Genomic DNA, 23,215 nt, shown 5'->3' with positions numbered 1-23,215 from the left:
TGGCGATTCCCACAGAGTTCGATGCGCCCGATCATCTCTTTCCTTGCCGCAGCCGTTCTGGCTTGCGCTGCATTTCCCGCCGCCGCCCAGAGCGCCCCTGTCGATATCGGCATCGGTGCGTCCGCGACCCGCGAAAACGAAACCACCTTCGTCGCCAGCGTGGCCTGGCTGCCGGAATGGCGCCGCACGCAAAACGGTGTGCTGCGCTGGGATGTCGGCGCGGTCTACGTGCGTGGCCGCGACAACACGCGGTTCGATCTGTCCGAAGACGCTGGCGTGTTCCATGGCGGTGCCCGCTACGAGCGCAACAACGGGTTCGTCGCCGGTTTCGGTGTCGGCGTGCAGGCCGGGCGCACCAGTGCGCTGTCGGGCAATCCGCAGTTCGTCAGCACGGTCGGCTGGCGCTGGGAGCGCTTCTCGCTGCTGGCCCGGCACATCTCCAACGCCAGCATTAAGCAGCCGAACGACGGCGAGACGATGCTGCTCGCGGCGTGGCGCTTCCGCTGACGGCGGACTGACACCGCTCGCCTGATCCCGGCTTGCGTCCGATCAGGCGGCGACGTCTATACACCTCTGCACCTCAAGCGCCGCCGGCCTGCGGGTCGGTCGGCGGTCGCGATGTGTCCGCGTGTCTGCCGTCCTGGCGACCGCGCGCGCACCAGCGGACGGAAATTTTTCACGCCCGCCCTTGCATTCCGTTTCCCCGTGCCCATCTCCGGTCCCGTCCTGGTTCTACCGGGTGCGTGCGCCGCGGTTTCTGGCAGTCGCCCTATGCGAGTGCTAGAATTGGCGACCGATTTCTTTCCAATCAATTACTTAGCGAGGCTGTAATGAGCAACCTGAAGCCGCTTTACGACCGCATCGTGGTCAAGCCTGTCGAGGCCGAAGAGAAGAGCGCCGGCGGCATCCTGATTCCGGACAACGCCAAGGAAAAGCCCACCAAGGGTGAAGTCGTCGCCGTCGGCGAAGGCAAGGCCCTGGACAACGGCAGCGTGCGCGCGCCGAAGATCAAGGTCGGCGACATCGTGATCTACGGTCAGTACGCCGGCAGCGCCTACAAGGCCGACGGCATCGAATACAAGATCGTCAAGGAAGACGACGTCCTCGCGATCGTCGGCTGATCCGCAGCGGACGCACCGCGTCCGCGCGATCCCGCGATCGACCCGGCGGGCACCGCCCGCCCTTCAATCCCCTTTCATTTCTGAGGTAATACCGCAATGGCTGCGAAGGAAATCCGCTTCGGCGAAGACGCACGTTCCAAGATGGTGCGTGGTGTGAACATTCTCGCCAATGCCGTCAAGGCAACCCTGGGCCCGAAGGGCCGCAACGTCGTGCTCGAGAAGAGCTTCGGCGCGCCGACGATCACCAAGGACGGCGTGTCCGTCGCGAAGGAAATCGAGCTGGCCGACAAGTTCGAGAACATGGGCGCGCAGATGGTGAAGGAAGTCGCGTCCAAAACCTCCGACAACGCCGGTGACGGCACCACCACTGCGACCGTGCTGGCGCAGGCGCTGATCCGCGAAGGTTCGAAGGCCGTCGCGGCCGGCATGAACCCGATGGACCTCAAGCGCGGTATCGACCAGGCCGTCAAGGCTGCCGTCGCCGAACTGAAGAGCCTGTCCAAGCCGACGGCTGACGACAAGGCGATCGCGCAGGTCGGCACGATCTCCGCCAACTCGGACGAGTCGATCGGCACGATCATCGCCGACGCGATGAAGAAGGTCGGCAAGGAAGGCGTGATCACCGTTGAAGAAGGCTCGGGCCTGGACAACGAACTCGACGTCGTCGAGGGCATGCAGTTCGACCGCGGCTACCTGTCGCCGTACTTCGTCAACAACCAGCAGTCGATGTCGGCCGAGCTGGATGACCCCTTCATCCTGCTGTACGACAAGAAGATCTCGAACGTCCGTGACCTGCTGCCCGTCCTCGAAGGCGTGGCCAAGGCCGGCAAGCCGCTGCTGATCGTCGCCGAGGAAGTCGAAGGCGAAGCGCTGGCGACCCTGGTCGTCAACACGATCCGCGGCATCGTCAAGGTCTGCGCCGTCAAGGCACCGGGCTTCGGTGACCGTCGCAAGGCGATGCTCGAAGACATGGCCACCCTGACCGGCGGCACCGTGATCTCCGAGGAAGTCGGCCTGACGCTCGAGAAGGCGACCATCGCCGACCTCGGCCGCGCCAAGAAGATCCAGGTCTCGAAGGAGAACACCACGATCATCGACGGCGCCGGCGAAACCGGTGGCATCGAAGCCCGCATCAAGCAGATCAAGGCGCAGATCGAGGACACCTCGTCCGATTACGACCGCGAGAAGCTGCAGGAGCGCGTGGCCAAGCTGGCCGGCGGCGTTGCGGTAATCAAGGTCGGCGCATCGACCGAGATCGAGATGAAGGAAAAGAAGGCCCGCGTCGAAGACGCCCTGCACGCCACGCGCGCAGCGGTCGAAGAAGGCGTGGTCCCCGGTGGTGGCGTGGCGCTGGTGCGCGCGCTGCAGGCGATCGGCGAGCTCAAGGGCGCGAACGAAGACCAGAACCACGGCATCATCATCGCCCTGCGCGCGATGGAAGCGCCGCTGCGCGAGATCGTCACCAACTGCGGTGAAGAGCCGAGCGTCGTGCTCAACAAGGTTAAGGACGGCACCGGCAATTACGGCTACAACGCCGCGACCGGCGAGTACGGCGACATGATCGCGTTCGGCATCCTGGACCCCACCAAGGTCACCCGTTCGGCCCTGCAGAACGCGGCCTCGATCGCCGGTCTGATGATCACGACCGAAGCGATGGTCGCCGAGCTGCCGAAGAAGGAAGAGCCGGCGATGCCGGGCGGCGGCGGCATGGGCGGCATGGGCGGCATGGATTTCTGATCCAGCCCCATCCGCTGCACCGTTGACGAAAAACCCCGCCGCGAGGCGGGGTTTTTTTCCGTCTGGACGTTCTCGTGATTCCCGGGCGCCCGGATCGCTGGATCCTGTAATGTGACGTGTATCACCTTATGGTGAGATGGCAGGGCGGGTGCGCGGGGTGGCATACCGGCACGATCGCGGCGCGGATTCTTTCGGAACAGGGACTGGACGATGTGGCAGACAGGGACGACGCGCACTGGCGCGATGCACGGGGTGCGCGCGTGAGCAACGGACGCATGCACGATTTCCGCAAGGCCATCGGCAAGGCGCGCGCCTGGCAATGCGCATGGCCGATCGCGGTGTGGGTCGGAATGCGCTACGCGCTGACCGGCAACAGCGGACGCTTCCGCAGCCACGGCGGCTGGCGCGTGTCGCGCATCGTGCGCGGGTGACTGGCGCGTTTTGAGCAGGCCGGTTCAGCGCGTCCCTTCGCAGCGTTGATCCTGACGCGCATCGCGTCCGCAGCGTGCGCGCGGTAGCGGTGTGCGTGCAGGCAATCGTCACTGCCACTCGCTCATGCTTCAGCGATGCTGGCGAACTCTCCCGATCCGTGGTGGCGCGTGCACCGCAGCGGCCTGCGCCGCGCGGCTATCGTCGCGTGCGCGCTGTATCTGCTGTATCTCGTCGCAGCCAACGTGTTCCTCAACAGCGCGTTCGGCGACGGCGTGATCAACCGCAAGCCCGAGCGTTTCCATGCGCGCTGGGACTGGGCGATGAGCCTGTATCCAGGGCACATCCACGCGCGTGGCATCGTCATGGGCGGCCATGCGCGCACGAACCTGTGGACGATCGCCAGCCCGCGCGCCAACGGGCGCATCCGGATTCTGCCGCTGCTCGGACGCGAGATCACATTCGGCAGAATCCGCGCGCAGAACGTGTCGGTGCACGTCGCGCGCACGCCGCACGATCTGCCGACGACGGTGCGTCCCGGCAAGTCGCCGTGGACGATCCGCTTCGCCGCGATCACCACGCCGAGCCTGCTGCGGCTGGATTTCTACGACGCGCGTGTGACCGGTCACGGCGAGGCGCGCTTCGAATTCGAAAAGACGCTGCAGGGCGGCGCGATGGAAGTCGGTCCGTCCACGCTGACGATGCCGGACGCGACCCTTCAGATCAGCGACGTGACGGTGCTGCGCGAGGGCATGCTCGAGTTCGAGATCGCGATTCCCGCGCACATCCGCGAGCAGGCGCAGGGAGAGGAGAAGCTGGTGCTGCTCGATGCGCACATGCGCGTCGATGGTCCGGCGCCGGGCATCGATCTGGTCGCGCGCAACGACGACGCCCTGCCGATCGGCACATCCGGTTTTGTGGGTCATCTGCGCGCCGATCTGACCCTGGAGCGCGGCGTGCTGATGCCGGGCAGCCAGCTCGACTGGTCGGCGCCGGTGTATTCCAGCGCGGCCGACGGCACGCCGCTGCGACACCCGCTGGGCGTGGCCTTGCGCACATCGTCCGACGCGATCCTCGTCGCCGCGCGCGTGCCGGCGCCGGCGTCGGGCACGCCGTGGCTGCGTGCCGACCTGCGTGTTGCGGATCGCCGTATCGGCCCGGACGACTGGTTGCGACCGGTGCGCGCGCTGGGCGGCACGGTCGAGACGCAATGGCCGGCAGTGCCGCTGCGCTGGATCGACGTGATCCTGCGCGACGTCGACTGGCTGGCGTTCGACGGCCGCGCCGATCTCGACGCCGACGTGCGCCTGCACGAGGGGCAACTGCAGCCCGGCAGCCGCATCGATCTCGACCATGCAGCGCTGACCGCGCGCGTGCTCGACAACCGTTTCAGCGGCAATGCGCACGCCCGCATGCGGATGCGCGACGACGCCCAGGCCGGTCAGCGCACGACGATCGGCATCGTGCTTGACCGCTTCACGCTCGCGCCCGAATCAGCGCCGGACCGGATCGATCTGCGCGGCCGCGATCTGCGGCTGGATCTGAGTTCCACCGGCGCGCTGGCCGAGTTCCACGAACGTCTCGATGCGCGCCTGCGCTTCGACGATGCGCAGGTGCCGGACCTGCGCACCTACAACCGCTATCTGCCCGGCGACAGTGCACGTCTGGTTGGCGGCAGCGGCCATGCCAGCGGCGACATCCGTCTCGACAACGGTGGCGAGATGATCGGCGGGCGCATGCGCGTGCGCGGTCAGGATGTGCGCGTCGCGCTGGGGCCGTCGCAACTGTCGGGCAACGTCGATCTCGACAGCCGCCTGTCGCGCATGCAGCGCGTCGGACGGCGTTACAAGATCGATGCGATGGCGCTGCGTCTCGACGGTGTGCGGCTCGACGGCTCCGGTGGCGACGATGCGCCGTGGTGGGCAAAGCTCGCACTTGAAAACGGCACGCTGGACTGGCGCGAACCCTTCGAAGTCACCGGCCGCGGTCGCGTCGACATGCGTGATGTCAGCGTGCTGCTGGGCCTGTTCGCCGAGCGCAGTGTGTTCCCGCGCTGGATCGGCAATCTGATCGATTCGGGCGAAGCGCACGCGACCGGCGACCTGCGTCTGCGCGGCAACGAGCTGGTGTTCGATCGCGTGCAGGCCAGCAACGACCGCATCGACATGCAGGCGCGCTTGCGCATCGCCGACGGCACGCCGAACGGGGATCTGTATGCGCGCTGGGGTGTGCTCGGCATGGGCGTCGAGCTGCAGGGCGGCGACCGCAAGCTGCACATCGCCGGTGCGCGCGACTGGTACGAATCCCGGCCGCCGCTGCTGCCCGAGTGAAGGCGGCGGGTCGCGATGGTCGCGACTGCAACCGTCGCACCGCGCGGAGCGCCGTGTTATCAATGGCGCCATGACCTCGCGCCCCGCCAGCTATTTCTATTGGTATGCGTTTCCGACGCCACAGGCGGCGGACGGTCGGCGCGCGCCCTGACACCAGGTCGCACGTATGTCCCGGAAGCCGCCAGAGACCCTGGCGGCTTTTTTCGTTTCCAGCCTTCCGTTTCCGAGATCGACCATGCCCCCGCACACCGACGACCTCCGCATCCGCGACCTGCAACCGCTGACCCCGCCCGCCACGCTGCTCGCCGAACTGCCCTGCAGTGACGCGATGTCGACGACCGTCGCCGACGCCCGCGCGGCCTGCCACGCGATCCTGCACGGCGAGGACGACCGCTTGATCGTCATCGTCGGCCCGTGCTCGATCCACGACCCGGTCGCGGCGATGGAGTACGCGCACCGCCTGCGCGCGCTGCGCGACACGCATGGCGACGCGCTGGAACTGGTGATGCGCGTGTACTTCGAGAAGCCGCGCACGACGATCGGCTGGAAGGGTCTGATCAACGATCCCGATCTCGACGGCAGCTTCCACATCGACAAAGGCCTTCGTCTGGCGCGCGGGCTGCTGCGCGAGGTCAATGCGCTGGGCCTGCCGGCTGGTGTCGAATTCCTCGACATCATCAGCCCGCAATACATCGCCGATCTGGTGGCCTGGGGCGCGATCGGTGCGCGCACGACCGAGAGCCAGGTGCATCGCGAGATGGCGTCGGGGTTGTCGTGTCCGGTCGGCTTCAAGAACGGCACCGGCGGCGACGTGCGCATTGCGGTGGATGCGGTCGGCGCGGCCTCGCATCCGCACCATTTCCTCGCCGTCGGCAAGGACGGGCGCTGCGCGGTGGCCTCGACGTCCGGCAATCTGGATTGCCACGTGATCCTGCGCGGCGGCGCGGTGCCCAACTACGACGCGGCGCACGTCGAGTCTGCATCGGGCGTGCTGCAGGCGCAGGGTCTGCGCGCGGCGTTGATGATCGATGCCAGCCACGCCAACAGCAGCAAGAATGCCGACAACCAGCCGAAGGTCATCGGTGACATCGCGCGTCAGCTCGAAAGCGGCGAGCGCCGCATCGTCGGCGCGATGATCGAAAGCCATCTCGTTGCAGGCAAGCAGGCGCTGGTGCCGGGCGCGCCGCTGGTCTACGGCCAGAGCATCACCGACGGCTGCATCGACTGGGGCACGACGGTGCGCACGCTCGACCGTCTCGCGGATGCGGTGCGGACGCGCCGCGCGCCGGCGGATTCGCAGGCGGCCTGAGCCTGCAGAAAAGCTAGGCCGCGCTGCCCGCCGCCATGCCCGAGGCCCAGGCCCACTGGAAGTTGTAGCCGCCGAGCCATCCGGTGACGTCGAGCACTTCGCCGATGAAGTACAGCCCGGGCGCGTGCTGTGATTCCATCGTGCGCGACGACACGCCGCCGGTATCCACGCCGCCAAGCGTGACCTCAGCTGTGCGGTAGCCCTCGGTGCCGCTGGCGACCAGCGGCCAGGCCTGCAGCAGCGCGGCGGCGTCCTGCAGCTGCGGCGGGGTGAACTGCTTCATTGGCCGGTTCGGCAGCCAGATCTCGCACAAGCGCTGCGCGAACCGGCGTGGCATCAGTTCGGCCAGCACGTTCTTCAGTTCGGTGCCGGGGCGCTCGGCCTGCTGCGTCTGCAGCCACGCCAGCGCATCGCGGCCAGGCAGCAGGTCCAGACGCAGATCGTCGCCGGGTTGCCAGTAGGACGAGATCTGCAGGATCGCAGGGCCGCTGATGCCGCGGTGCGTGACCAACATGCGGTTGCGGAAGAACGCGCCGTTGCAGCCGGCTTCGACATCGAGTGCGACGCCGGAGAGTTCGTCCAGTCGTTCCTGGTGTTTGCCACTGAGCGTCAGCGGCACCAGGCCCGCGCGCGTCGGCACCAGCGTGTGGCCGAAGCCGCGCGCGAGGTCGTAGCCGAAGCCGCTAGCGCCCATGCTCGGAATCGACAGGCCGCCGGTCGCGACGATCAGCGAGGCGCAGCGCAGTCGCCCGGCTGCGGTGTCGATCACGTAGCCGTCGTCGACGCGTCGCGGCAACTGCACCGTGCAGTGCGTGCGCAGCTGCACGCCGACGGCGTCGGCCTCGTCGAGCAGCAACTGCACGATCTGCTTCGAGGAGCCATCGCAGAACAGCTGGCCCAGCTCTTTCTCGTGCCAGGCGATGCCGTGGCGGTCGACCAGCTCGATGAAATCCTGCGGCGTGTAGCGTGCCAGCGCGGACTTGCAGAAGTGCGGGTTGTCCGAGAGGTACTGGGCCGGCGTGGTGCCGGTGTTGGTGAAATTGCAGTGGCCGCCGCCCGACATCAGGATCTTCTTGCCGACCTTGTTCGCGTGGTCGACCACCAGCACGCGGCGCCCGCGCTGGCCGGCCGCGATCGCCGCCATCAGGCCGGCCGCGCCGGCGCCCAGCACGATGACGTCCCACTCGGTGGACGGCAGGGCGGTGGAGGCGGGGGCAGGAACAACGGACATCGCAGCACGGGTCGGGCAGGGGCGCGCAGTCTAGCGGTCGCCGGTCGCGGCTGTCGTCGGAGGCCGTCGTCGACGTATTCACGCACGCGTGCCTAGGCTGTCGCACCTCCCAGCCGATGCGCGCGCATGGACCTCAAGAGCGGTTACCCCTTCTGGGCCGTGCGCAACGGTCTGATGCACGCGTTCCCGCGGCTTGAAGCCGACGTGGCCTGCGACGTGCTGGTCATCGGCGGCGGCATCACCGGCGCGTTGATCGCCGACGAACTCGCCACGCACGGAAATTCGGTCGTCGTCGTCGAGCAGCGCGACATCGCCTGGGGCAGCACGGCCGCGAGCACCGCGCTGCTGCAGTACGAGATCGACACCCATCTGGTGGATCTGGCCAAGCGCTACGGCGAGGACGATGCCGCAATGGCGTATCGCGCCTGCGGCGAGTCGATCGACATGCTGGGCGAGGTCGCACGCGGCCTGCGCGATGTGGATTTCGAACGCGCCGACAGCCTGTACTACGCCAGCCGCAGGCGCGACGTCGCCAGCCTGCGCGAGGAATACGACGCGCGTCGACGCCACGGCTTCGACATCGAGTATCTGGAATCGGAACCGCTGAAGGCCGAATACATGATCGACGCGCCCGCTGCGCTGCGCAGCAAGCAGGCTGCGCAGGTCGATCCCTACCGCTTCGCGTCACGGCTGCTCGCGCGACTGGTGAAGCGTGGCGCGCAGGTGTTCGACCGCACCGCGATCCTGCGGCTCGATGCGCGTCCGCGCGATGTCGTCGCGACTACCGACAACGGCGCGCGCATCCGCGCCCGCCACGTCGTGATCGCTGCCGGCTACGCCAGCCAGCACTGGCTGCCGAAGCAGGTCGCGCGCAACCGCAGCAGCTATGCCTTCGTCACCGATCCGATCTCCGAAGCCCAGCTCGGTCCGCTCACCCACACCCTGGTCTGGGAAACCGCGCGGCCCTATCTCTACATGCGAACCACCGGCGACCGGCGCCTGCTGATCGGCGGCGAGGACGACGATGTCGACGTGCCCGCAAGGCGCGACGCGCGCGTGGAGAAGAAGGCGCGCGTGCTGATGAAACAGATCGCGAAGATACGCCCGGATCTCGACCTGACGCCCACGTTCTCCTGGGCCGGCACCTTCGCCGAAACCGAAGACGGCCTGCCGTTCTTCGGCCCGCACGCCGCGACGGGCAAGCGCGTGCATTTCGCGATGGCCTATGGCGGCAACGGCATCACCTATTCGATGCTGGGCGCCGGCCTGCTGCGGGCGCTGATCGAGCGGCGCAAACATCCGCTGGCGGCCCTGTTTTCCTTCGATCGTCTGGACCGCTGACAGCGCCGCGCGCGTATGGATAATCGGTGCGATGACCGCACCGTCGCCCTGGCACCTGTACCTGCTCGAATGCCGCAACGGCAGCTGGTATGCCGGCATCACCAATGATCTCGACGCGCGGTTCAAGGCCCACGCGGCAGGGCGCGGCGCGAAATACACGCGCGGCAACCCGCCGGTGCGCATCCTCGCCAGTCGCGGCTATCCCGATCGCGCCAGCGCCTCGCGCGCCGAATGGCAACTCAAGCGCCAGCCGCGTGCGCGCAAGCTGGCCTGGCTGCAGGCGCCCGAGTCGACGCTGGATATCCGCGCCGGCGGCCTCGACGATCCACGCGTCATCGGGTTGCTGCAGGCGCACCTCGACGCGATGGCCTTGCACTCGCCGCCCGAAAGCATCCACGCGCTGGATCTGTCCGGGCTGCGCGCGCCGGGCGTGTCGTTCTGGGGTGCCTGGCGCGGCGATGCGCTGGCCGGCTGCGGCGCGCTGAAGGATCTCGGCAACGGGCATGGCGAACTCAAATCGATGCGCACCGACGCCGCGCACCTCCGCCAGGGCGTCGCATCAGCAATGCTCGCGCACCTGATGGCCACGGCGCGCGCGCAGGGCTGGCAGCGGCTGAGCCTGGAGACCGGTACCGCCGCCGCGTTCGCCCCGGCGCATGTGCTGTACGCGCGCCAAGGCTTCGCGCCCTGCGGTCCGTTCGGCGATTACATCGACGATCCCTTCAGCACCTTCATGACCCGCACGCTGGACGACTGAGCGCCACGCGCGGGCGTGAACGCGCCGGGCGCACTGGCTATAGTCGTGCGCTGTCGTGTTCCCCCAGGTTGTCCATGTCGCACGTGTCTCCCGCATCGCTTCCCACCATCGCCTGCGCCGCTGGCGGCACCGGCGGGCATCTGTTTCCGGCCGAGGCGCTGGCGCGTGAACTGCAGCGCCGCGGACATCCGGTGGTGATCTACACCGAGCGCCGCGGCGCTGCGTACACGCAGGCGCTCGCCGGGCTCGACCACGTGGTGCTGCCGGCACGCAGCCTTGAAGGTGGGCTGTCGGGCAAGCTGGCGGCCGGCCTGACGATCCTGCGCGCGACGGCGCAGGCACGCGCCGACATGCGCCGTCGCGGCGTGCGTCTGCTGGTCGGGTTTGGTGGCTATCCGAGCTTCGCGCCAGCGTTGGCGGCCAGGAGCCGCGCGCTGCCGCTGCTGCTGCACGAGCAGGGCGCGCGCCTGAGCATGGCCAACCGCAAACTGCTGCGCTTCGCCGATGGCGTGGCGACGTCGTTCCCGGACACCGCCGGTCTCGACGGCTTCGACGCCGCGCGCATCGTCGACACCGGTAATCCCGTGCGCCAGGCGATCCTCGATGCGCGCGGCGACTATCCATTGCTCGATGCGGCTGCACCGCTGCGCCTGCTCGTCGTCGGCGGCAGCCAGAGCGCGCGCGTGTTCGGTGACGTCGTGCCGCCGGCTCTGCTGCAACTGCCCGGATCGATCCGCCAACGTCTGCAGGTCTCGCTGCAATACAAGGGTGATGCGACCGACCAGATCGAACGCACGCTGCGCGACGCCGGCATCGACGCGACCGTGCGGCCGTTCTTCGACGACATGGGCGCACGCCTGCGCGATGCGCATCTGGTGATCACCCGCGCCGGCGCGACCACGGCTGCCGATCTGCTCACCGTCGGCCGTCCGGCGGTGCTGGTCCCGATTCCCGCCGGCGGCTCGCGCGACGAGCAGCGCCGCAACGCCGAAACGCTGGCCGCGGCCGGCATCGGCTGGTGTGTGCCCGAATCCGAACTCACGCCCGAGCATCTGTCGAAGTTGCTCGCAGACGCCTTCGCATCGCCGACCGTCCTGCCCGATGCCGCGCGCGCCTCGGCGGCGCTCGGTCGACCGCAGGCCGCGTCGACGCTGGCCGATCTCGTGCAGTCCACGCTGGCCCGGCACGCATGAGCGCCCGCCGCGACGACTGCGATGTGCTGGTCGTCGGCGGCGGCCACAACGGACTGGTCTGCGCGGCGTATCTCGCGGGCGCGGGCTTGCGCGTGCGCGTACTGGAACGTCGCGGCGTCGTCGGTGGCGCGGCCGTCACCGAAGAATTCCATCCGGGCTTCCGCAACTCGCTGGCGAGCTACACCGTCAGCCTGCTCAATCCGAAGGTGATCGCGGACCTGCGGCTGGCGCAGCACGGCCTGCGCGTGGTCGAGCGGCCGTACTCGAATTTCCTGCCGCTGCCCGACGGTCGTGCATTCCGTCTGGGCGGACCCGACGGCGCCGCTGAACTCGCGCGCTGGTCGCCGCGCGATGCGGCGCGTCTGCCCGAGTATTACGCGATGCTCGATCGCGTGGTCGTCGTGCTGCGTGCGCTGATGCATGCGACGCCGCCTAACGTCAGCGACCGCTTCGTACTCGCCGACTGGCTCAACTCGCTGACCGTCGCGCGGCAGCTGAAATCGCTGGACATGCGCGGCCGCCGCGACCTGCTCGATCTGTTCTCCAAATCCGCCGGCGAACTGCTCGACGACTGGTTCGAATGCGAACCGCTGAAGGCCGCGCTGGGCTGGGATTCGATTGTCGGCAATTTCGCCAGTCCCTACACGCCAGGCTCGGCCTACGTGCTGCTGCATCACGTGTTCGGCGAGGTCAACGGCAAGAGCGGCGTCTGGGGTCACGCGATCGGTGGCATGGGCGCAATCAGCGATGCGATCGCGACCGAGTGCCGCGCGCGTGGCGTGGTGATCGATACCGATGCGGACGTGGCGCAGGTGCTGGTCGAGAACGGTCGCGCGGTCGGCGTCGCACTCGTCGACGGACGCACACTGCGCGCGGGCGTGGTGGCGTCCAACCTCAATCCGAAGCTGCTCTACACGCGTCTGGTCGCACCCGAACATCTCGACGAGGACACCACCGCGCGCATCCGCCGCTACCGCTGCGGATCCGGAACGTTCCGAATGAATGTCGCCCTGTCGGAACTGCCGGATTTCCGCGCAGCACCGGGCACGACGCTGCAGCCGCATCATCAGAGCGGCATCCTGATCGGCGATTCGCTCGGCTATTTCGAGCGCGCGTACTTCGATGCGAAATCGCGCGAACACAATCCCGGCTGGGCGCGCGCGCCGGTCGTGGAACTGGTGATCTCGTCGACGCTCGACGACAGCCTCGCGCCGCCCGGCCAGCACGTCGCCAGCCTGTTCTGCCAGCACGTCAATCCGGTGATCGAGGACGCCGACGGCGGCTGGGACGCGCACCGCGACACCGTCGCGCAACTGATGATCGACACGGTGGATGCGCAGGCGCCGAACTTCGCGCGCAGCGTGCTCGGCTATGACGCGCTGACGCCTTTCGATCTGGAACGCCGGCTCGGCCTCATCGGCGGCGACATCTTCCACGGCGCGCTGGGCCCGGACCAGTTGTTCAGCGCACGGCCGCTGCTCGGGCAGGGGAACTATCGCGGTGCGCTGGGCGGCCTATACCTCTGTGGCTCCGGCTCGCACCCGGGTGGCGGCGTCACCGGACTCCCAGGGCGCAACGCCGCGCGCGAGATCCTGCGCGACTTGCGGCGCGGCCCAAGACCCTGAACAGGCGAGGGTTTTTTGTGGCCGCCATCCATGGCAGCCACCCGCTGGGCCGTCGCTCCGCGACGTCAAAAATCGCTCCAGGCGATTTTTTGAACCCGCCGGTATCGTTTTGCAATGCAGCGTGCAAAGCGGTAACGACTCTTTCACTATCGCCCTGCACCCGACGTGGGGGAGGGAGCAAGGCCCGCAACCGGTTTACCGGTCGCGGGCTTTTTTTTGCCTGACGTTTCTGCAGGGCATGCCGCAACGCCACGCGTCCGGGCGCGATACCCGCATCGCGATGCGACAATCCGCGGATGCCTGACGCCCCGTTGCCGCCCGAACTCGACGCCCAGATCGACCGCCTGATCGCGCGACTGCCGGATACCACCCGCAACGATGCCGATGCCATCGCGCGCATCCGCCCGGTCGCGCTCGCCAGCGATTTCGCGCTCGACGTCTTGCAGCGTCAGCCGGACGCGCTCGCGCAACTCCTGAAAGACAGCGCGCAACACGGCATCGCGCCACCCGCACTCGACGCCGGCAACCGCAGCGAATGGCCGGCGTTGCTGCGTCGCTATCGCACCGCGTGTTCGGCGCGACTGGTGTGGCGTGACGTGCACGGTCTCGACGATGTCGACGCCACGCTGGCTGGCAGCACGGCGCTGGCGGAAACCTGCCTGACGCTCGCGCTCGACGCGCTGGAAGCGGAGTTCGCCCAGCGCTACGGCCAGGTGCGCGATGCCGACGGGAATGTCGTGCGTCTGGTCGTGTTCGGCCTCGGCAAGCTCGGCGGCGGCGAACTCAATTTCAGTTCCGACATCGATCTGATCTACGGCTTCGCGACCGCGGGCGAGAGTGATGGCGCGCGCGCACTCGCTGCCGAGGACTACTTCACCCGGCTGGGCCAGCAGCTCGCGAAGCTGCTCGACGAGAACACCGCCGACGGTTTCAGCCATCGCGTCGATCTGCGGCTGCGTCCGTTCGGCAGTGCCGGCCGTATCGCGCTGAGCTTCGCGGCGATGGAGCAGTACTTCCAGCACGAGGGCCGCGACTGGGAACGCTATGCCTGGCAGAAGGCGCGGCCCGTTGCCGGCGACATCCAGGCCGGCGAGCGGTTCCTGTCGCAGCTGCGGCCTTTCATCTACCGCCGCTATCTCGACTACGGCGCGCTCGACGGCCTGCGGCAGATGAAGGCGATGATCGCGGCCGAGGTCGCGCGCAAGGAATTATCCGACGACATCAAGCGCGGCGATGGCGGCATCCGCGAAATCGAATTTCTCGCCCAGGCCTTGCAGCTGATCCGCGGCGGCCGCGAGCCGGCGCTGCGCGACCGGCGTCTGTTGCCGACGCTCGAGGCCTTGCACGCGCATGCGCAGATCGATGCGGAGACGCTGGCGTTGCTGCAACGCGCGTATCGATTCCTGCGCCAGTTGGAGAACCGGCTGCAGATGCTTCGCGATGCGCAGACGCACATGTTGCCTGCCGATCCGCTGGACCGTCTGCGGATCGCGCGCGGAATCGGATATGCCGACTGGGACGCGCTCGTCGATGCACTGCGCGCTGTGCGCGCGTCGGTCGCGCAGGAGTTCGATGCGCTGTTTGCCGTGCGTAGCCAGCAGCGGGCGGTCGAGACGGATGACGATCTCGCTGGCTACTGGCGTGCGCTGCCCGAGGGCGGCGAGCGCGCGGTGCTCGAAGCCACGGGTTTCAATGACAGCACTGAAGTCGACGCGGCGATGCGCGATTTCGCGCGTTCCCCGAGCGTGCGCGATCTGTCCGACAGCGCGCGCACGCGACTGGACAGGCTCATGCCGGTACTGCTGCAGGCGTCCGCGCCCGCGGACCGTCCGCTGCAGGCGATCCGCCGGCTGCTCGCATTGCTTCACAACATCCTGCGGCGCGCGAGTTATCTGGCCCTGCTCGACGAACGCCCGGCGGCGCTGGCGCGTCTGGTCGATGTGGTCACGCGCAGCGCGTTTCTCGCCGAACGGCTCGCCGCGCATCCGTTGCTCCTCGACGAACTGCTCGACACGCGCGATGAAGGACCGCTGCTGCAGCGTGGCGAGATGGCCCAGGCCTGCGCGCGCGCGTTGCGGCAGCCGGATCTCGAAGCCGGCCTGCTGGATCTCAACGAGACCCGCCAGCAGCTGAGCTTCCGCATCGCGCTCGCGACGCTCGATGGGCGCCAGTCCGGACAGGACGCCACACGCCAGCTCGCGTGGCTGGCCGACGCGGTGGTCGACACCGTGCTGGCGCTGGCGATGCGCGATCTCGAATCCACGCATGGCGCGCTGCCTGACGCGCGGTTCGCGGTGATCGGCTACGGCAGCCTCGGCGGCGAAGAACTCGGCTTCGGTTCCGATCTCGACCTTGTATTCCTTTACGACGCGCCCGCCGATGCGCAATCCACCGGCGCGCGTCCGCTCGATGCACAGCGCTGGGCCGCGCGGCTGGGGCAGAAGATCGTCGCGCTGCTGGGCACCGTCACCGGCGGCGGCCGTCTTTACGACGTCGACGTGCGCCTGCGCCCGGACGGCGGCAAGGGGCTGCTGGTCTCGTCGCTGGCCAGCTACGCCGAATACCAGCGCGAGCGGGCCTGGACCTGGGAACACCAGGCGCTGGTGCGCGCGCGCTTCGTGGCCGGGCATGACGATATGGCTGCCGCGTTCGAAGACGTGCGCCGCGACATCCTGGCGACCCCGCGCGATCCGGCGAAGCTGCACGAGGACGTGCTGTCGATGCGCCGGCGCATGCGCGCCGAGCTGGACCGCAGCGCAGGCGACCGTTTCGATCTGAAGCAGGGCGCGGGCGGTCTGGTCGATCTGGAATTCCTGCTGCAGTGGCTGGTGCTGCGCGAGGCGGCGACGCGGCCTGCCTTGCTCGCGCCGCGCGCGACGCCGCTGCTGCTGGAAGCGGCGGGTGCAGAAGGCCTGCTCGATGCGGGCACCAGCGCCGGGCTGCGGGCGGCTCACGCCACGCTGCTGGAACTCGGGCTGGACTGCACGCTCGACCGCCGGACCCGGATCGTGGTCGAGACGCCCGAGCTGGAATCCGCACGCGAGACGATCCGTTGCGCTGCGGGTTGGACCTGAATGCGATGGTTTTCATGCGAGGTTGCCGGGCGGCGCCGCAGACTCGATTCCAGGATGCACAGTGACGGCCGGGAGCAGTGATAGTCCCGAACGTGAGTATGAGTCAACGAAATTTCCGAATTCGTTCTGTGAATGGAACACTCGGGAACTCCTGTGCGTCTTAGCAGTCATAGGTATCGACTGCTAACATCCCTCCCCATGAGCACGCAGACCATGTCCCACGCCCTGGTTGCCAACAGCCTCCCGACCCTCAACCCGCTGGGTTCGCTGGATGCCTACATCGGCGCCGTGCACCAGATCCCGGTGCTGTCGGTCGAAGATGAGCAGGCGCTGGCGCAGCGCTACCGCGACGACGACGATCTCGACGCCGCACGCGAGCTGGTGCATTCGCACCTGCGCTTCGTCGTGCACGTGGCCCGTGGCTACAACGGCTACGGCCTGCCGCTGGGCGATCTGATCCAGGAAGGCAATATCGGCCTGATGAAGGCGGTCAAGCGTTTCGACCCCGACGTGGGCGTGCGCCTGGTGAGCTTTGCCGTGCACTGGATCCGTGCCGAGATGCACGAGTTCATCCTGAAGAACTGGCGCATCGTGAAGGTCGCGACGACCAAGGCGCAGCGCAAGCTGTTCTTCAACCTGCGCAAGAGCAAGAAGCGTCTGGGCTGGCTCAACGCGAGCGAGGTCCGTGCGGTTGCTGCCGATCTCAACGTGTCCGAGCGCGAAGTGCTCGAGATGGAGTCGCGCCTGTCCGGTCGCGACATCGGTTTCGACGCGCCCGCAGGCGAGGACGACGACAACGCGCCGCCGGCGCCGGTCGCCTACCTCGTCGCACAGGATGAAGATCCCGCGCAGGCCTATGAGCGTCGCGACAGCGAGGGCAGCAAGCTGGATCTGCTGCGCGAAGGCATGGCCACGCTGGATGCGCGTTCGCGCGACATCATCAGCCGCCGCTGGCTCGACGACGAGCACAAGGTGACGTTGCAGGAACTGGCTGACGAGTACGGCGTGTCCGCCGAACGCATCCGCCAGGTCGAAGCCAACGCGCTGAAGAAGATGAAGGCGCTGTTCGCGGCCTGATCTTCGGCTCGAATGCGACATGTGAAACGGCCCGCGCAAGCGGGCCGTTTCTGTTTGAATCTCTAGTTCTTACAAGGAGGTAGGCATGAGATCGAAATGGCTGGACGCTGCGGTGGTCCTGACGCTTGGCACAGGACTGCTCTATGCAGGCGGCCACTATTACCGGCAGAGCTACTTGGCGACCTTCGGGTTGAGCGCCGAGCAGTTTCAGAAGAGCGGCGAAGCGCTGATGTTCTTCGGCTTTCATGCGGGACTGACAGGAGGTGCTAAATACCTCTTGTGGGGAATCGCAGTCCTGTATGCCGGTCTAGTCTTGCTGATCCTGTGGCTCGTGATCGGAAAAATGGCGCGGATTCAGATCAGATGGCGGGCGAGGCGAATCGCAAGCATCCGTGCATCGAGGCAGGTTCCCAGAAAGCGCCATCGTTCGCTGAAGATCCCTGCGTTGAACACGCTGGATAGAATCGCGACCGTACTACCAGCAGTATCGATCGCCTTCGGAGCAGTTCTGCTGGCTCTGGCCGGCGCCGAGAAGCTTGGGAAATCACGTGCCGAGAGTGTCATCGCGAACTTCGATGGCGTTTCTAGAGCGGCGTTGCGTTTGGACAACGGTGCGAGCGTTCGCGTGGGGCCATTGATCGTCTGCGATGACTCAGCTTGCGCCTATCTGATGCAGAAGGGCGTCCTAGTCCTGCGCCGCGATCATATTGTCAGCGCCAGCGTAACCACGCGATGACCGGATCGGTCACCACTTGAACAGCACCAGGCTGATCGCCAGCGCGGCCATGCCCGAGACCAGGCCGTACACCGTTTCGTGACCCTTGGCGTAGCGCTTGGCCGCGGGCAGCAGTTCGTCGAGGGCGAGGAAGACCATGACGCCGGCGATCAGGCCGAACACGACGCCGAACACCGGTTCGGACAGGAAGGGGCGCAGCACGGCATAGCCGATGAGCGCGCCGATGGGTTCGGCCAGGCCCGACAGCAGGCAGGCGAGGAAGGCGTAGAGCTTGTTGTTGGTGGCGAAGTACACCGGCACCGCGATCGCGATGCCTTCGGGAATGTTGTGGATCGCGATCGCAAAGGCGAGTGGCATGCCGACGCCCGGATTCTCGAGCGTCGCGAAGAACGTCGCCAGACCTTCGGGAAAGTTGTGCGCGGTGATCGCGACGGCGGTCAGCAGGCCGACGCGCTTGATGTAGCTGGTGTTGTGCTCGCGGAAGTAGGGATCGTCGACTTCCAGACGCTCGTGCGGGTTGGGCACCAGCCGGTCGATGGTGACGATGAAGAGCACGCCGCCGAGGAACGACAGCGTGCCCCAGGTGAAGCCGAGCTGCGGACCGTAGGCGTTGGTGAAGGCGAGGATCGACTTGTCGAGGATCTCGGTCAGCGACACGTAGACCATCGCGCCGGCGGCGAAGGCCAGGCCGAACGACAGCAGGCGCGCGTTCGGCTGCTTGGAGAACAGCACCAGCAGGCTGCCGAGGCCTGTGGCGAGGCCAGCCGCGGTGGTGACCGCGAGCGCGATCCAGAAGTTGTGGGTCGAGATTTCGAGCATGCGCGGAACGCCGGAACGTGTGGGGGGAGCGACTCAGCCTGGCTGCAGATCCGGCTTGGGTGGGCGCGCGGCCATGCTAGCCGATGCGCGGTGCGTCGGGCTCTTCGCTCGTCGGCTTGGTGACCGGTTCGGCATCGAGGGGCGGGCCGAAGATGATCCGCGCCGCGCGCTGGTAGCTCCAGTACGCCATGGTCCAGTTGAGCAGCACGACCACGCGGTTGCGGAAGCCGATCAGGAAGAACACGTGGGCGATCAGCCAGAACCACCAGGCGAGTGCGCCGGACAGTTTTAGCCGACCGAAGTGGACGACTGCGGCCATGCGCCCGATCGTGGCCAGGTTGCCGAAGTCGCGGTAGGCGAACGGCGTCGTCGCCTGCCCGCGCAGGCGCGCGCGGATGCTGGTCGCGACGTGCCGCCCCATCTGCTTGGCGGCCGGCGCGACGCCCGGCACGGGCTGGCCTGCGCTCTGGATCGCGGCGAGGTCGCCGGCGACATAGATGTCCGGATGGCCCGGCACACGCAGATCGGGTTCGACCTGCACGCGGCCGGCGCGGTCGCGCGGCGCATCTAGCAGGGCGCCGAGCGGCGACGCTGCCACGCCCGCGGCCCAGATCACCGTCTTCGCGGCGACGCGCTGGTCGCCGAGGCGGTAGCCGTCGGCATCGATGTCGGCGACCGGCGTGCCGGTCTGCACCTCGACACCGAGTTTCTGCAGCTGGCGACGCGCCTTCTCCGAAAGATCGTCCGGGAACGACGACAGCACCCGCGGCCCGGCTTCGACCAGGCGCACTTTCGCCAGGGCCGGATCGATGTTGCGGAACTCGCTGCGCAGCGTGTGCCGCGCGATCTCCGCCAGTGTGCCGGCGAGCTCGACGCCGGTCGGGCCACCGCCGACGACAGCGAAGCTGAGCCACGCGGCGCGCTTCTCGGGATCGGTTTCGGCCTCGGCGCGCTCGAAGGCGAGCAGCAACTTGCGCCGCAGCAGCAACGCGTCGTCGAGCGTTTTCAGGCCCGGCGCATGCGCGGCCCAGTGATCGTTGCCGAAGTAGGCATGGGTGGCGCCGGCAGCGAGTACCAGCGTGTCGAAGCCGAGGCTGGTGCCGTCGGCGAGCGCGAGCGTTTTCGCGGCGGTGTCGATGCCCTGCACCTCGGCCAGCCGCACCTCGACGTTGTCCTGGCTGCGCAGGATGTGGCGCAGCGGCGCGGCGATGTCCGGCGCCGACAGGCCCGCGGTCGCCACCTGGTAGAGCAGCGGCTGGAACAGATGATGGTTGCCGCGATCGACGAGGGTGATGCGCACCGGATCGCGCGCCAGCGCACGCGTGGCCCAGAGGCCGGCGAAACCGCCGCCGACGATGACGACATGGGGAATGCGATCGGAACTGGGCATGTGATCGACGTGCGTGGGGGTGGCCGATTGTAGGCGGCCACCCGGTAACGCTTCGTCAGGACGCGCGCTGCACGCGTACGTGTGCAGCGGTCGAACGCCGGCGCGTGCGCGCGCCGGCGTCATGCCTCAGAGCCGCGCGCGCTGCGCGGCGAGAGCGTCGTGCTGCGCGGTCCAGTCGACGAGGCGCTGACGCTCCTGGTCGACGACGGCCGCCGGCACCTTGTCGCTGAACTTCGCGATCTTCGCGGCGCTCTTGTCCTTCTCCGACAGCACGCGGGCGATTTCCTTGTCCAGGCGCGCGCGCTCGGCGTCCAGATCGACCAGACCTTCCAGCGGCACGAGCAACTTCACGTCACCGACCAGGCCGGTTGCGGCCGGCGGCGGATCGCCGTCGACAGCATCGATACGTTCGAGGCGGTTGAGGAACTTCAGCTGCGAGTCGAAGCGCTGCAGACGCGCGCGTGAGGCGTCGCTACCGGCCTGCACCAGCAACGGCACCTGCTTGCCCGGCGACACGCCCAGCTCGCTGCGCACGCGGCGCAGCGCGGTGACCATCTGCTTGAGCCATTCGACGTCGGTCGTGGCCTGTGCGCAGCGCGCGATCAGCTCGCCGTCGGGCGCCGGGTAGGGCCGCAGCGAAATCGTCGCGTCCGCGATGCCGACGCGCGGTGCGACCTGGCGCCACAGCTCTTCGGTGACGAACGGAATCAGCGGGTGCAGCAGACGCAGCAGCGATTCGAGCACGTGCAGCAGCGTGTGCCGGGTGCTGTTCGCGGCGGCCGCGTCATCGGCCGCTTCCGGCGTCCTGCCTTCAGCGGCACTTGTGCTTCCATGCACGGTGCCGAGCAGCGCCGGTTTGGCGAGTTCGACGAACCAGTCACAGAAGTCGTTCCAGGCGAATTCGTACAGCGTCTGCGCGAGCAAATCGAAGCGGTAGCTGGTGAAGTGCGCGCGTGCCTCGTCGGCGGTCGTCGCCAGACGCGCGAGGATCCACTTCTCGGCGTCGGTCGTCGGCTCGGGCGCACCCTCGGCGCTGAAGCCTTCGGTGTTCATCAGCACGAAACGCGTTGCGTTCCACAGCTTGTTGCAGAAATTCTTGTAGCCCTCGGCGCGGCCGAGATCGAACTTGATGTCGCGGCCCGGGCCGGCCAGCGCGGCCATCGTGAAGCGCAGCGGGTCGGCGCCGTGGGCGATGATGCCGTCCGGAAATTCCTTGCGCGTCGCCTTCTCGATCTTCGGCGCGTCCTTGGGCTTCATCAGCCCGGTGGTGCGCTTGGCGACCAGGTCTTCGATGGTGATGCCGTCGATGATGTCCAGCGGATCGAGCACGTTGCCCTTCGACTTCGACATCTTCTGGCCGTCGCGGTCGCGCACCAGGCCGGTCATGTAGACATCGCGGAACGGCACCTGGCCGGTCAGGTGATCGGTCAGCATGATCATCCGGGCGACCCAGAAGAAGATGATGTCGAAACCGGTGACCAGCACGCTCGACGGCACGAAGTGCTCGAAGCCGCGCTCGGCCATCGCCGTCTCGTCCGGCCAGCCCATCGTGTTGATCGGCCACAGACCCGACGAGAACCAGGTCTCGAGCACGTCGGTGTCCTGGGTCAGCACGACCTCGGCGCCGAGCCCGTTGCGCGCACGCGCTTCGGCCTCGTCGCGGCCGACGTAGGCCTTTCCGTCAGCGTCGTACCACGCCGGAATGCGGTGGCCCCACCACAGCTGGCGGCTGATGCACCAGTCCTGGATGTTCTCCATCCAGTGGCGATAGGTGCTGGTCCAGTTCGGCGGGACGAACTTCACTTCTCCGCTTTCGACGAGCTCCATGCCGCGCTTGGCGAAGCCTTCCATCGCGACGAACCACTGGTCGGTCAGGTAGGGCTCGATGACCTGGCCGGTGCGATCGCCGCGCGGGACCTGCAGCTTGTGCGGCTTCGTTTCCACGAGGAAACCGCCGGCTTCGAGATCGGCGAGCACGACCTTGCGCGCATCGAAGCGATCGAGGCCCCGGTACTCCTCGGGCGCGTTCTCGTTGACCGCGGCGTCCGGCGTGAACAGGTTGATCATCGGCAGGTCGTGGCGCTGGCCGACCTGGTAATCGTTGAAGTCGTGCGCGGGCGTGACCTTGACCACGCCGGTGCCGAACGCGCGGTCGACGTAGCCGTCGCCGATCACCGGGACCCGGCGACCGGTCAAAGGCAACACGACCGATTGGCCGATCAGATGCGCGTAGCGCGCGTCGTCCGGGTGCACCATCGCCGCGGTGTCGCCGAGCATGGTTTCCGGACGCGTCGTCGCGACGACGAGATAGTCGCGCGTCTCGCGCAGCGTCTCGACGCCGTCGGCATCGACTTCGACGTGTTCGTAGCTCGCGCCATCGGCAAGCGGATAGCGGATCGACCACAGCGAACCGTCTTCTTCCTCGCTGACGACTTCGAGATCCGAGATCGCGGTCTTGAGCACCGGATCCCAGTTGACCAGGCGCTGGCCGCGATAGATCAGGCCTTCCTCGTGCAGACGCACGAAGGCTTCGACGACTGCCTGCGAGGGCAGCGGATCCATCGTGAAGGTCTTGCGCGACCAGTCACCCGACGCGCCGAGGCGACGCATCTGGCGCTCGATCGTGTCGCCGGACTGCCCCTTCCACTCCCACACCTTCTCGATGAAACCGTCGCGGCCCAGCGAGTCGCGGGTTTCGCCCTTGCCTTCAAGCGCGAGATTGCGCGAGACCACCATCTCTGTCGCGATGCCGGCGTGGTCGGTGCCCATCTGCCACAACGTGCGATGCCCCAGCATGCGGTGGTAGCGGATCAGCGCGTCCTGCAGCGTGTGCTGGAACGCGTGGCCCATGTGCAGCGTGCCCGTGACGTTCGGCGGCGGCAGCAGGATCGTGTACGCCGGGCCATCGCCCTGCGGCTGGAAGACGCCGCTCTTCTCCCATTCCGCGTACAGGCGGGCTTCGAAGGTGCCGGGGTCGTAGCTTTGGGCGAGGGACATGGGGAGGGCCGTGATGGGTGATTCGTAATTCGGGATTGGAAACGCGAAG

At 67.7% G+C, this 23,215-nt stretch carries 17 protein-coding genes and 1 pseudogene; 14 read left to right on the top strand and 4 right to left on the bottom strand.

Going from position 1 to position 23,215, the window contains the following annotated elements; all coding sequences use genetic code 11:
• Positions 1 to 21 precede the first annotated feature (21 nt).
• The 6 genes from LU699_RS05105 to LU699_RS05080 all read left to right on the top strand — a co-directional run bounded on the left by LU699_RS05105 (position 22) and on the right by LU699_RS05080 (position 6,926).
• Positions 22 to 507, top strand: coding sequence for an acyloxyacyl hydrolase (locus LU699_RS05105; RefSeq protein ID WP_232134233.1), 486 nt, complete (start codon positions 22 to 24; stop codon positions 505 to 507).
• A 323-nt stretch (positions 508 to 830) separates the two neighbouring features.
• A complete protein-coding gene (locus LU699_RS05100) occupies positions 831 to 1,121 on the top strand; it encodes a co-chaperone GroES (RefSeq protein WP_232134234.1) in 291 nt (96 codons plus the stop codon).
• A 96-nt stretch (positions 1,122 to 1,217) separates the two neighbouring features.
• Positions 1,218 to 2,858 (top strand): chaperonin GroEL, encoded by a 1,641-nt coding sequence (gene groL, locus LU699_RS05095; RefSeq protein ID WP_232134235.1) that lies wholly within the window; start codon positions 1,218 to 1,220, stop codon positions 2,856 to 2,858.
• A gap of 260 nt (positions 2,859 to 3,118) precedes the next feature.
• Positions 3,119 to 3,289 carry a hypothetical protein gene (locus LU699_RS05090; protein WP_232134236.1) on the top strand — a complete coding sequence of 57 codons (171 nt, stop codon included), beginning with the start codon at positions 3,119 to 3,121 and terminating at the stop codon, positions 3,287 to 3,289.
• Between the two features lie 135 nt (positions 3,290 to 3,424).
• Positions 3,425 to 5,617 (top strand): hypothetical protein, encoded by a 2,193-nt coding sequence (locus tag LU699_RS05085; RefSeq protein WP_232134237.1) that lies wholly within the window; start codon positions 3,425 to 3,427, stop codon positions 5,615 to 5,617.
• Positions 5,618 to 5,852: 235 nt separating this feature from the next.
• Entirely contained in the window at positions 5,853 to 6,926 is a 1,074-nt protein-coding gene (locus tag LU699_RS05080; RefSeq protein ID WP_232580502.1) for a 3-deoxy-7-phosphoheptulonate synthase, read from the top strand.
• A gap of 13 nt (positions 6,927 to 6,939) precedes the next feature.
• Here LU699_RS05080 and LU699_RS05075 read toward each other — a convergent pair whose 3' ends face one another.
• Positions 6,940 to 8,157 carry a BaiN/RdsA family NAD(P)/FAD-dependent oxidoreductase gene (locus LU699_RS05075; protein ID WP_232134239.1) on the bottom strand — a complete coding sequence of 406 codons (1,218 nt, stop codon included), beginning with the start codon at positions 8,155 to 8,157 and terminating at the stop codon, positions 6,940 to 6,942.
• A gap of 126 nt (positions 8,158 to 8,283) precedes the next feature.
• Between LU699_RS05075 and LU699_RS05070 the strand changes: the two genes are divergently transcribed.
• The 8 genes and pseudogenes from LU699_RS05070 (at position 8,284) to LU699_RS05035 (ending at position 17,960) form a co-directional block, all read left to right on the top strand.
• Positions 8,284 to 9,498: an NAD(P)/FAD-dependent oxidoreductase gene (locus tag LU699_RS05070; protein WP_232134240.1), complete on the top strand. Its 1,215-nt coding sequence runs from the start codon at positions 8,284 to 8,286 to the stop codon at positions 9,496 to 9,498.
• Positions 9,499 to 9,529: 31 nt separating this feature from the next.
• Positions 9,530 to 9,790: pseudogene (locus LU699_RS05065) on the top strand (GIY-YIG nuclease family protein); the annotation flags it as partial.
• Positions 9,791 to 9,862: 72 nt separating this feature from the next.
• Positions 9,863 to 10,255: a GNAT family N-acetyltransferase gene (locus LU699_RS05060; protein ID WP_232134756.1), complete on the top strand. Its 393-nt coding sequence runs from the start codon at positions 9,863 to 9,865 to the stop codon at positions 10,253 to 10,255.
• Between the two features lie 74 nt (positions 10,256 to 10,329).
• Positions 10,330 to 11,448, top strand: coding sequence for a UDP-N-acetylglucosamine--N-acetylmuramyl-(pentapeptide) pyrophosphoryl-undecaprenol N-acetylglucosamine transferase (locus LU699_RS05055; RefSeq protein ID WP_232134241.1), 1,119 nt, complete (start codon positions 10,330 to 10,332; stop codon positions 11,446 to 11,448).
• Positions 11,445 to 13,073 (top strand): phytoene desaturase family protein, encoded by a 1,629-nt coding sequence (locus tag LU699_RS05050; RefSeq protein ID WP_232134242.1) that lies wholly within the window; start codon positions 11,445 to 11,447, stop codon positions 13,071 to 13,073. Before LU699_RS05055 ends, LU699_RS05050 begins: the two co-directional genes overlap by 4 nt.
• Positions 13,074 to 13,369: 296 nt before the next feature.
• On the top strand, positions 13,370 to 16,147 hold the full coding sequence (gene glnE, locus LU699_RS05045) for a bifunctional [glutamate--ammonia ligase]-adenylyl-L-tyrosine phosphorylase/[glutamate--ammonia-ligase] adenylyltransferase (RefSeq protein ID WP_232134243.1): 2,778 nt from the start codon (positions 13,370 to 13,372) through the stop codon (positions 16,145 to 16,147).
• Between the two features lie 198 nt (positions 16,148 to 16,345).
• Positions 16,346 to 17,224 (top strand): RNA polymerase sigma factor RpoH, encoded by an 879-nt coding sequence (rpoH, locus tag LU699_RS05040; RefSeq protein ID WP_232134244.1) that lies wholly within the window; start codon positions 16,346 to 16,348, stop codon positions 17,222 to 17,224.
• A gap of 85 nt (positions 17,225 to 17,309) precedes the next feature.
• Positions 17,310 to 17,960 (top strand): hypothetical protein, encoded by a 651-nt coding sequence (locus tag LU699_RS05035; RefSeq protein WP_232134245.1) that lies wholly within the window; start codon positions 17,310 to 17,312, stop codon positions 17,958 to 17,960.
• Between the two features lie 9 nt (positions 17,961 to 17,969).
• On the opposite strand, the gene zupT is transcribed toward LU699_RS05035, so the two are convergent.
• The 3 genes from zupT to LU699_RS05020 form a co-directional block, all read right to left on the bottom strand.
• Positions 17,970 to 18,779: a zinc transporter ZupT gene (zupT, locus tag LU699_RS05030; RefSeq protein ID WP_232134246.1), complete on the bottom strand. Its 810-nt coding sequence runs from the start codon at positions 18,777 to 18,779 to the stop codon at positions 17,970 to 17,972.
• Between the two features lie 76 nt (positions 18,780 to 18,855).
• The gene (locus LU699_RS05025; RefSeq protein ID WP_232134247.1) at positions 18,856 to 20,169 is read right to left on the bottom strand and encodes an NAD(P)/FAD-dependent oxidoreductase; all 1,314 of its coding nucleotides are present in this window, start codon (positions 20,167 to 20,169) and stop codon (positions 18,856 to 18,858) included.
• Positions 20,170 to 20,295: 126 nt separating this feature from the next.
• Positions 20,296 to 23,166, bottom strand: a complete 2,871-nt coding sequence (locus LU699_RS05020) for a valine--tRNA ligase (protein WP_232134248.1) — start codon at positions 23,164 to 23,166, stop codon at positions 20,296 to 20,298.
• Positions 23,167 to 23,215 lie beyond the last annotated feature (49 nt).

It is taken from the genome of Luteimonas fraxinea, from assembly GCF_021233355.1.
GTDB lineage: Bacteria > Pseudomonadota > Gammaproteobacteria > Xanthomonadales > Xanthomonadaceae > Luteimonas > Luteimonas fraxinea.
This window is presented reverse-complemented; position numbering and strand designations above follow the sequence as displayed.

What these genes read in the sequence shown, in the direction of transcription:
- LU699_RS05105 (WP_232134233.1), top strand. Translation starts at nt 22, where the DNA reads ATGCGCCCGATCATCTCTTTCCTTGCCGCAGCCGTTCTGGCTTGCGCT.
- LU699_RS05100 (WP_232134234.1), top strand. Translation starts at nt 831, where the DNA reads ATGAGCAACCTGAAGCCGCTTTACGACCGCATCGTGGTCAAGCCTGTC.
- groL (WP_232134235.1), top strand. Translation starts at nt 1,218, where the DNA reads ATGGCTGCGAAGGAAATCCGCTTCGGCGAAGACGCACGTTCCAAGATG.
- LU699_RS05085 (WP_232134237.1), top strand. Translation starts at nt 3,425, where the DNA reads ATGCTGGCGAACTCTCCCGATCCGTGGTGGCGCGTGCACCGCAGCGGC.
- LU699_RS05080 (WP_232580502.1), top strand. Translation starts at nt 5,853, where the DNA reads ATGCCCCCGCACACCGACGACCTCCGCATCCGCGACCTGCAACCGCTG.
- LU699_RS05075 (WP_232134239.1), bottom strand. Translation starts at nt 8,157, where the DNA reads ATGTCCGTTGTTCCTGCCCCCGCCTCCACCGCCCTGCCGTCCACCGAG.
- LU699_RS05070 (WP_232134240.1), top strand. Translation starts at nt 8,284, where the DNA reads ATGGACCTCAAGAGCGGTTACCCCTTCTGGGCCGTGCGCAACGGTCTG.
- LU699_RS05060 (WP_232134756.1), top strand. Translation starts at nt 9,863, where the DNA reads ATGGCCTTGCACTCGCCGCCCGAAAGCATCCACGCGCTGGATCTGTCC.
- LU699_RS05055 (WP_232134241.1), top strand. Translation starts at nt 10,330, where the DNA reads ATGTCGCACGTGTCTCCCGCATCGCTTCCCACCATCGCCTGCGCCGCT.
- LU699_RS05050 (WP_232134242.1), top strand. Translation starts at nt 11,445, where the DNA reads ATGAGCGCCCGCCGCGACGACTGCGATGTGCTGGTCGTCGGCGGCGGC.
- glnE (WP_232134243.1), top strand. Translation starts at nt 13,370, where the DNA reads ATGCCTGACGCCCCGTTGCCGCCCGAACTCGACGCCCAGATCGACCGC.
- rpoH (WP_232134244.1), top strand. Translation starts at nt 16,346, where the DNA reads ATGAGCACGCAGACCATGTCCCACGCCCTGGTTGCCAACAGCCTCCCG.
- LU699_RS05035 (WP_232134245.1), top strand. Translation starts at nt 17,310, where the DNA reads ATGAGATCGAAATGGCTGGACGCTGCGGTGGTCCTGACGCTTGGCACA.
- zupT (WP_232134246.1), bottom strand. Translation starts at nt 18,779, where the DNA reads ATGCTCGAAATCTCGACCCACAACTTCTGGATCGCGCTCGCGGTCACC.
- LU699_RS05025 (WP_232134247.1), bottom strand. Translation starts at nt 20,169, where the DNA reads ATGCCCAGTTCCGATCGCATTCCCCATGTCGTCATCGTCGGCGGCGGT.
- LU699_RS05020 (WP_232134248.1), bottom strand. Translation starts at nt 23,166, where the DNA reads ATGTCCCTCGCCCAAAGCTACGACCCCGGCACCTTCGAAGCCCGCCTG.